Below are 9,103 nucleotides of genomic sequence, written 5' to 3' on the forward strand. Positions count from 1 at the left end.
AAATCTTTATTGGTCATATTGCCATCATAGACAACTTCAACATCGTACCATCTGGCAATCCGATGCATGAGATCCCGGATGTTCTCATTTGAAAATTTGAGTTTTCCATTTTTCCAGGCTATTGCATCTTCAGTATCCACAGTATGTATTTGCAGATTTTCTCCTGTACGAACAGCCTGTTCTCCCGGCTTTAGTACCAGAGTGTGTTTTGAAAAGCTAAGTTCAACTGAACCTTCCAGTAAGGTTGTTTTTACAGCGGCTTCTTCCTTGTATGAATTTATGTTGAAATGAGTACCCAGTACCTTTACATCCTGTTCATTTGTGTGAACAATGAAAGGACGTTTCGTATCCCTTGCCACCTGAAAATAAGCCTCCCCGGTAAGTGTAACCCGCCTTTGCTGACTCGCTTGAAAGCTTTCTGGAAATTGAAGGGAAGAGGCAGCATTTAACCATACAACCGTACCATCTGGCAACTCCACCTGGTATTGGCCGCCCCGAGGAGTAGTGATCGTGTTTGTATGACCATTAGATGGAGTAATTTTCTGATTGGAAGCTGCATTTGCAGAAAACACCAGCTGACCATCTTTGGTCTTAGTGATCCGGATGCCAGACCGCGTTACCAGATTGCCGTTAGCAGCATTATCGAGTACTATTTTTGATCCGTCAGCGAGTTTTAATACAGCCTTGTTCTTGCCCGGGGCAATATCATTGACATAATAATTTCCAGAAGACGTGTTGAAATTTTTATACATCATTAAGCCAGCCGATAGAAGGACGAGCATAACAGCAGCGGCAATATATAATAACCGGATAGATTTTGTCTTTTCAGGCCGGGTCGATAAGATCTTCCGCTTTAAAATAGTCAGTGACCTTTGAGCAGAATCTGCTATCAAAACCTCATCCTGATTGTAAAATTCCATTTCAGTAAACTGATGTTCCTCATACCATTTTTCTACCTGTTCCTTTTGAGCCGGAGTACAGGTTCCTTTGAGGTATAACTTGATAAGTTCAGGTAGTTCTTCAGGGAGCATACTATTGAATTATACTTATGTATTGCACAAAAATGATTTTACCGCCATCTGCTTATGTTATTTTTTTATTTATGTTTACACCATAACACTGAACCATCATTAAATCTTTTAACAAATACTCAGATACGGAACTGCTTAAGCAGTTGCATGCAGACAATATCAAGGCCTTTGAAACTGTCTATAGTCTGTACTATGTACAACTTTGCCGGGTTGCTTATAAAAAACTTGGCGACGAAGAATTGGTTGAGGAGTTAGTACAGGATGTTTTTCTAAACCTTTGGGTTAAACGTAAAAACCTGGATACTGAAGGAAATTTACAAGCTTATTTATACGCTACTTTAAGAAATAAGGCCTTGAGCGAGCTCCGTAGCCGCCTGTTAAGATCACAACATTATATAAAAGTGAGAGAGGAGGGAGACTCGTTTTCCGTTAATATCGAGGATGATTATGTAGCAAGGGAAACAGAACTTAAAATCAAAGAAATCTTAGACAGTTTGCCGCCGCAATGCCGTGAAGCTTTTATTTTATCACGTGAAGAACAGCTTTCCTATAAAGCCATCGCAGAAAAGATGAATATTTCTGTGAATACGGTGGAAAAGCATGTCGGTAAAGCATTGAAAAAACTTAGAACTGAACTTAAGGATTACAATATGCCTATAATTATACTCCTGGGCCTGTTGGCTATATACCGTCTTTAAACTGGGCCGAGGCCTTACTTTAAGAAATAATGGAACGATTTACGCCGTAGAAAATAAAGAGGTGAATCTAGCTTAATTTCACGAAAAACCTCAAATCCAAATTTCTCGAACCAGGCTAGATTCTGCGGTAAATGGGTTTCGAGATAAATAGGTCTTTTTCTTCTATCTGCATCTGCTATCAGCTCATCCATAAAGTCAGTACCTATCCCCATATTTACATACTCAGAATCTACCCCCATAAACCAAATGTAATAACTGTAACGTTCATGGTGTTTACTCACAAACGTTTCCCTGGCTAAAACTTTCAACGCACTTCTAAAACCCACAGTTCCCAGGAGAAGTTCCATTTTCCAATAAACACCCTTTAACGAGAACTGTTTCCTATCCGGATACAAGATCAGCGCGCAAGCTTTTCCATCATCTGAAACCAGCACTTTTCCAAAAACGGAACATACATTATAGGCATACCTCATCAGACGATCTATGCGATGCAATCTTTTGCTGTCCTGTTTAACCAGGTCATTTACTCTTGGATTCTGCTCAAATGCCTTTGTAAGGATTTGTATGATTTTTTCTTTGTCTTTACGCTTTGCCTTAATCATAATTCTATTATTTGATTTTTAAGAATCTTGTCTTAACGACACGATTCCCAGTTAATACTGTTATATCAATAAATAAAGTTTAGATATAGTTAAGTTTGAATGACAATGAATCAAATTTAGTTTTAAATTATGAAAGTAGCAATTTATTGTGAGATAATTTATTCTGGTATCTTCTCAATACCTGGACTACATGTATTTCATCCCATCGTAATTCAATAACCTGCGCCAAAGTGCAATTTGTCCAATCATATTCGCTTCGCGGTAGGTGTTAAAGGAAATCATTTCAAACGTGGAGAAGCTCATACCTGGAAATTCCAGTATCTTGTTCAGTTGTTCTTCGCTGCTGTTCATCAACAGGTCTCTTAAAATCGGTGAAATTTTATCCCAGTCCTGCCTGTAGGTATCCAGAGAAGGGTAGACCGTATCATCCTGAATACCTTTGTTATTTTTAAACAGATCATCGGCTGCTGATTTTTGTTCAGTTCCTAATAAACTGGCCAAATCGAATCTCTGCTGGACAAGACTACCTGCCAGCCATGCTATATGATTAGCTTTGGTGCCCATACGTTTTCCGGCATCTTCATCAGAGATACCCTCCAATGCACTTTTGAAAAACTTGGTATGCATATCAAAAAGAATTAAGAAAGCATACAAACGATTGCTTTTAGGTTTAATTTCCATAGTCGTCATTCTATTAGGTTGAATAACTAATTTGGGAAGAAATATTGGGAGATCAAATAACTATAAATGACAAACTAGGGGGGGATTTACGCCAGAATCTTAGCATTAATCAGGAAATGCAATTAAGATATTTGCTGGAAAGACATTTTAATAGTACTTTAGCTTTCAGTATTAGACAAATGATAAATATTCTAAAAAATATCATCAGTAGGCCTTCCTAATCCAGGTATCACCTGGAATTTCCTAATTCGAACAACTTTCGTGTTTATTAATCTGCATCTGGCAGCTTCAGGCTATCAGCACTCTTTTTTATACTATAATTAAGCTTTTTAAAATGATTTTTGAAAACAACCTGGCTTTTGCCAAAAACCTTGACCAAAATGACCCGATTGGGCATATGAGAAATGAATTTTTGTTTCCGCAACAAAATGGAAAACCTTTTATATATCTGTGTGGGAATTCACTGGGCCTTCAACCCAAAACTGCACGCGCAGTTCTGGACAGGCAAATGACAAATTGGGAGAACCTGGCTGTAGAAGGGTGGTTCAGAGGAGAAACCCCCTGGATGTTTTACCAAAAAGAACTGAAGAAATTAATTGCTCCGCTTGTAGGTGCTCATCCAGACGAAGTATCGCCAATGAATACATTAACAGTGAACCTGCATTTGCTCATGGTCAGTTTTTATAAACCAAATAAAAACAGGTTTAAGATCATTATGGAGGCAGGTGCTTTTCCATCTGATCAGTATGCCATTGAAACCCAGGTGCGTTTTCATGGATATGATCCGAAAGAGGCTATTATAGAAGTTTCCCCGAGAGAGGGTGAGTATACGTTGAGAACTGAAGATATTGTTTCAGCGATAAAAGACAATGGGAATGAAATTGCTTTAGTGCTTTTTGGAGGGGTTAACTATTTTACCGGCCAATTGTATGATATGGAAGTAATTACCAAAGCAGGCCATGCCATAGGTGCGGTAGTAGGATTTGATCTGGCGCATGCTGCCGGGAATGTGCCATTGCAACTCCATGACTGGGGCGTAGACTTTGCTTGCTGGTGTTCTTACAAATACCAGAATTCAGGTCCGGGTGGCATTAGTGCTATTTTTGTGCATGAGAAGCATTTTAATGACAAAAGTCTGAATAGATTTGCAGGTTGGTGGGGCTATGAGTCAGCAAGGCGTTTTAAAATGGAAAAAGGCTTTGTACCAGAGACCGGCGCCGATGGATGGCAACTAAGTGGTGCGCAGATCATGCCAATGGCTTTATATCATGCCTCTCTTCAAATATTTGAAAAAGTAGGATTTATGGCACCACTGAGAGCTAAAAGCAAAATGCTTACGGCTTATTTTTGTTATATTCTGGGTGAAGTCAATCATCAGCTCGGAGAGGAACAGTACAAGGTCATTACGCCTTTAACTGAAGAGGACCGTGGCGCTCAACTCTCTATTGTTGCTAAAGAAAATGGCAAACAGATCTTTGAACATCTTGTTGCCAATAACGTCCTTGGCGATTGGCGTGAACCTAATGTCATCAGGTTAAGTCCTGTACCTTTATATAATTCTTTCGAAGATGTGTTTGAAACGGGAAAACTATTGCTCTCAGTTTGCAGAGAATTAAATTATTCAAAAGCATAAGTTTAAAATCTGATCATGGAACTTACACCTGAAATTATTGAGAAACTGAACATGCTTCAGGAAAAATATACTGCAATGGGACAGGACATGTCTGCCTATCTGGATGGCTTGTTGTACGCCGATTTCCTGACTTACTGGGACTATATTCATTTGGATACCCTGCTTAGTCTGCAGAGTCCTAAAACTCCTTTCCCCGATGAGGAGATATTTATCATGTATCATCAAATCACAGAGCTTTATTTTAAGCTATCTCTGCATGAATTTAAACAGGTCGCTTCACATCCTTCTTTGACAGTAGAGTTTTTTACGGAAAGGGTAAGGCGTATAAACGCTTATTTTAATGCATTGACCACTTCTTTTGATGTAATGGTCAACGGAATGGAAAAGGAACAGTTTCTAAAGTTTCGAATGTCTTTATTGCCTGCCAGCGGTTTTCAGTCTGGTCAGTACCGTATGATAGAAATATCTGCAACTGATTTTAACAGATTGATAGATAAAAACAAAAGAGAGGAATTGACCAATGCTTCAATAGAAGAACAATTTGAGCATATTTACTGGAAATATGGGGCAACTGAACTTGCAACAGGCAAACAGACCCTTACTTTGAAACAATTCATGAATAAATATGCGGAGCAGTTCTTGCAGCTGATTAAAGATAGAAAGGAAACCAATTTTGCCGTTTTATACCAGAAATTTGCCGCTGAGGGTCATGATGTGAGCGGGCTTGCAAAGGAATTACAGTATCTGGACCTGTTTGTAAACGTGGAATGGCCACTTTCTCATTATAAATCTGCAGTCAGATATTTGGAGAGGGATCCTGTCGATATCGCAGCTACCGGAGGAACCAACTGGCAGAAATATTTGCCGCCGCGTTTTCAGAAAAGGATCTTTTATCCCTTTTTATGGACAACAGAACAAATAGATGAATGGGGCAAAGGCTGGGTGATCAGTGCATTGAAGCAATCAGCCAAAATGAAATGACCAGATCAAACCAATAACAATGAACAAGTTGAATGAGATCACCGAATGTGATTATCGTTAAATTAGTTTCAATGCTCAAAACAAAGCAGACGGTTAAACAAAATTTTACTCTATAGGGAGAGTAAGTCGAGAGGTAAGGCCGGAGCGTTGATGATTCAACTTTCCGGCCTTCTTTGTTCCCCAGGAAGCGTAAATGAAAAAGAAATCATATCACCGTCCGTTTTAATTTTCAGATCACCACCATTACTTTTAATGTATTCCCTGCACAAATGAAGCCCCAATCCAACCCCTCTTTCATTTTCGGTTCCATAAGTTGCTTTGAAATCATGGAGCGGTTTCGAGCCCAGATCTTCTATACTTTTTAGATCTGCTACTGAATTTGATATTTCAACTTCTACTCCAGTAGAGCTGAGTTTCAGTGATAGTGAGACTTTTCCGCGTTTTGGAGTAAACTTAATCGCATTGTCAATCAGGTTACGAATAATAAGTTTTATTTGGTTCTCGTCAGCATAAACAGTAAATAGACCATTAAGTTCCAATACTTCCTGTATCTGTTTGTTGTGCAGTAAAGGCGCATATACCAGCAGGAGCTCCTCTATAAGCTGTTTTAGTTCAAAATTCGTTGCTTCTAATTTTATGCCGTCCATTTGGCTCTTTGCCCAATAAAGGAGGTTATTTAACGTATTGTAAATAGTTTCTATGTTCTTTTTGTTCTCTTTGAGAAGAAATTGAATGTCGTCCATAGAAAGAATGTCACTATCGTTCAGGGCAAGAATGCTCATTAAGCTGTTCAACGGACTTCTTAGGTCATGTGCTATGATAGAAAACAATTTGTTCTTTACATGATTAGAAGATCTTAATTCAGCTATGGTCTTTGTGAGCAGTTGGGTCCTTTTTTGAACCAACTCTTCAAGCTGGACTTTTTGGTTTTGAACAAGGGTAAGATTCTGATAGCTGGTATCGCGCTCTTTTTTCATAATGATCCGGTAGCGGTCTCCAAGTGCAAAAGACAGAAATAACAACTCCACCGTAGAGCCAATGGGTACCAGTTCCATCGTGAAGTCATTAAACTTTATAACATCTGCAAGACTAAAGATAACCAGACCAACAGACAGCAGAACAAAAAAGAAGCCGGCAACATAATATTTTGCTGGCTGATGGCCTCTTCTATAAGCTATAATTCCAGAAATCCACAAGCTTAAAGAAACGCATGCAGTAAGCACCTGTGCAATTGATGCACAGTATCCTTTATTTCCAGACAAACTGAGTATCAATAGAAAAACGGCACATCCACCTAAAAAATAATATATCTTTAACATACGGGGCGCTATCTTTTCGAGATTGAGAAAAGATCTGGAAAAAAAGAACGCGCTGATGATTGATAAACTTAGAAACACATGAGGGTATTGATTCATAAGTATTCTCAGATCACTTCCGAGTAAAAAACCATATCCCCTTAAATACACCATAAGGTAGCAGGAAAGTGTAAGAACATGGATAGTATAATATAAATATGTACGGTCCTGGAGGCTGATGTAAAGAAAAAGGTTGTACAGCAGCAAGGAAATCAATACACCTATATATAGGTATTCTATCCTGTCTGTAAAAGCTTTTCCTTTCATCAAAACTTCACCGGTAACCAACTTGAGTGGTACAATCAGAATATTATTCGTCTTTAAACGCAAATAAACAGACTTGGACTTATGATTTGTTTCCTGAGGTAGTTTGATAATGAAATTATTTTCAATATCCACCCCAGGGACAGGGTAAAAGGCATTTCCAGTTTTTAGATGTTGGAAGGAATGATCAGTTTTTTCTATATAAATGTCGACATTATCTATGTTCGCTGACGAAAGAACAAGGTAAAGTGGTGACGAGGGATGGTTGATATAGTTAACCTTAATCCATATGGCAGAAGTCGTATTGCCAAAGTTCAGGATCTCCTGCTTACCTTTTTCAAACCGCCGTAAGGAATCCAGGGCAATAATTTGCTTCAGTGATTTTGTTGCCTGTTTATCCTCCAGGTACACTATTCTTTTGCCAATATTTCGATAGTCGTATTGGGAATCTGGTATGGTTTCCTGGCTTTTGACGGCAAAAGAAAGTAGAATAAGGAAAACAGAAATAATAAGGCGCATGATGTATAAACAAAAATAACAAAATATCATTTTCATGAAAGTATTTTTGATGTTGCATTTCTGATAAAATCTTTTCGTTCCTGTTTCTCGTATATTATAGTAATATAACTAAATAAACTATTTTAAATGGACCTGATAGCGTTTGAATAATTATTTAATCAGCGTCTTCATCTGGTAAAAGAAACACTAAGGAATGAAAACAACCGGAGAAATTATTAAACAGTTAAGACTGGAAAAAAACAGGACGCAAAGAGAGGTCTCAGAAGCGCTTCGGATTACCAGTCCTGCCTTGTCCAAAATTGAAAATGGCGGTACAAGCATTAACATGAACCGACTTAAGCAAATTGCTATTTATTTCGGGGTTTCTATAGCTTATTTGCTTAATGAGGAGCCTGCTGTCGATGAAATGGAATCGTTAAAACTTAAAATACTACACAAAGACCAAGAAATATCTGTTCTACAAAGCAAGGTAATAGCCTTATATGACGAGGCCCGTATATTGGGAAAACATTGAAAATATATATACTTTAGAGCTATAATCCCGTTTTGTTTAAATGAATCTTACTCTATTAGAAAAATACAATGTTTCTGTTGAAGGAAACTTAAATGCCATGCAAACCATTGTATTTGCAAACGGCTTTGGAACCGATCAAACAGCATGGAAAGCTGTAAAAGAAGCATTTGAAGATAATTACCGCATGGTGCTGTTTGATTATGCTGGTTCGGGCAAAACCGATCCGGCCATCTATAGCCCTGTTAAATACAATACACTAAAATCATATGCGGATGATATGCTCTCCATCTTTTCCGAGTTGCAGCTGGAGGATGCCATTTTGGTTGCACATTCTGTCAGTTCTATGATTGGATTGTTGGCTACTATTAAATCGGAACACCACCTGTCAAAACTGGTATTTATAGGTGCATCACCCAGATATTTAAATGATCAGGTTAGTCATTATTCAGGAGGGTTTACCTCAGAAATATTAAACAATATGTATGAAACCATGACCGGTAATTATTATGCCTGGGCAAGTGGATTTTCTGCAGCGGCCATGAGAAATGAAGACCACCCGGAACTTGGTCAGTATTTTGCAAATACATTGATGGAAATCAGGCCAGATATTGCCTTATCTGTTGCTAAGGTTATTTTTGAATCTGATGTGCGTGAAGCACTTGCTAAATTGGATAAACCAACCTTATTGCTACAAACAAAAGAGGATATCGCAGTACCGTATACGGTTGCTACCTATCTAAAAGCACATATTAAAAGAAGTCAATTGATTGTTTTAGATGCTGAAGGTCATTTTCCGCATATCAGCGCTGCCGGACAAGTCATATC

At 38.3% G+C, this 9,103-nt stretch carries 9 protein-coding genes; 5 read left to right on the forward strand and 4 right to left on the reverse strand.

All coding sequences use genetic code 11. The features are described 5' to 3' along the window. Positions 1-1,031, reverse strand: a 1,031-nt coding sequence (locus tag VNZ46_RS08490) for a FecR family protein (RefSeq protein ID WP_325559668.1), incomplete at its 3' end; no start/stop codon positions are given. 131 nt (positions 1,032-1,162) lie between these two features. Between VNZ46_RS08490 and VNZ46_RS08495 the strand changes: the two genes are divergently transcribed. After that, positions 1,163-1,729: an RNA polymerase sigma-70 factor gene (locus tag VNZ46_RS08495; RefSeq protein WP_325559679.1), complete on the forward strand. Its 567-nt coding sequence runs from the start codon at positions 1,163-1,165 to the stop codon at positions 1,727-1,729. A gap of 14 nt (positions 1,730-1,743) precedes the next feature. On the opposite strand, the gene VNZ46_RS08500 is transcribed toward VNZ46_RS08495, so the two are convergent. After that, positions 1,744-2,331, reverse strand: a complete 588-nt coding sequence (locus VNZ46_RS08500; protein WP_325559670.1) for a GNAT family N-acetyltransferase — start codon at positions 2,329-2,331, stop codon at positions 1,744-1,746. 186 nt (positions 2,332-2,517) lie between these two features. Further along, positions 2,518-3,012 (reverse strand): DinB family protein, encoded by a 495-nt coding sequence (locus VNZ46_RS08505; RefSeq protein ID WP_325559672.1) that lies wholly within the window; start codon positions 3,010-3,012, stop codon positions 2,518-2,520. A 334-nt stretch (positions 3,013-3,346) separates the two neighbouring features. On the opposite strand from VNZ46_RS08505, the gene kynU reads away from it, so the two are divergent. Together kynU and VNZ46_RS08515 are read left to right on the forward strand one after the other, a co-directional pair. Next, a complete protein-coding gene (kynU, locus tag VNZ46_RS08510) occupies positions 3,347-4,645 on the forward strand; it encodes a kynureninase (RefSeq protein ID WP_325559674.1) in 1,299 nt (432 codons plus the stop codon). A gap of 15 nt (positions 4,646-4,660) precedes the next feature. Continuing rightward, positions 4,661-5,626, forward strand: coding sequence for a tryptophan 2,3-dioxygenase family protein (locus tag VNZ46_RS08515; protein ID WP_325559675.1), 966 nt, complete (start codon positions 4,661-4,663; stop codon positions 5,624-5,626). A 155-nt stretch (positions 5,627-5,781) separates the two neighbouring features. On the opposite strand, the gene VNZ46_RS08520 is transcribed toward VNZ46_RS08515, so the two are convergent. After that, entirely contained in the window at positions 5,782-7,800 is a 2,019-nt protein-coding gene (locus tag VNZ46_RS08520; RefSeq protein ID WP_325559676.1) for a sensor histidine kinase, read from the reverse strand. 157 nt (positions 7,801-7,957) lie between these two features. On the opposite strand from VNZ46_RS08520, the gene VNZ46_RS08525 reads away from it, so the two are divergent. Further along, positions 7,958-8,278, forward strand: coding sequence for a helix-turn-helix transcriptional regulator (locus VNZ46_RS08525; protein ID WP_325559677.1), 321 nt, complete (start codon positions 7,958-7,960; stop codon positions 8,276-8,278). 40 nt (positions 8,279-8,318) lie between these two features. Then, positions 8,319-9,103 (forward strand): alpha/beta hydrolase (locus VNZ46_RS08530; protein ID WP_325559678.1); only part of this gene is annotated, 785 nt, incomplete at its 3' end.

It is taken from the genome of Pedobacter sp., from assembly GCF_035566355.1.
In the GTDB taxonomy this organism is placed as follows: domain Bacteria; phylum Bacteroidota; class Bacteroidia; order Sphingobacteriales; family Sphingobacteriaceae; genus Pedobacter.

Excerpts from the sequence above, each read along its gene's own strand:
- VNZ46_RS08500 (WP_325559670.1), bottom strand. The coding sequence starts at position 2,331 with ATGATTAAGGCAAAGCGTAAAGACAAAGAAAAAATCATACAAATCCTT.
- kynU (WP_325559674.1), top strand. The coding sequence starts at position 3,347 with ATGATTTTTGAAAACAACCTGGCTTTTGCCAAAAACCTTGACCAAAAT.
- VNZ46_RS08505 (WP_325559672.1), bottom strand. The coding sequence starts at position 3,012 with ATGGAAATTAAACCTAAAAGCAATCGTTTGTATGCTTTCTTAATTCTT.
- VNZ46_RS08515 (WP_325559675.1), top strand. The coding sequence starts at position 4,661 with ATGGAACTTACACCTGAAATTATTGAGAAACTGAACATGCTTCAGGAA.
- VNZ46_RS08520 (WP_325559676.1), bottom strand. The coding sequence starts at position 7,800 with ATGAAAATGATATTTTGTTATTTTTGTTTATACATCATGCGCCTTATT.
- VNZ46_RS08525 (WP_325559677.1), top strand. The coding sequence starts at position 7,958 with ATGAAAACAACCGGAGAAATTATTAAACAGTTAAGACTGGAAAAAAAC.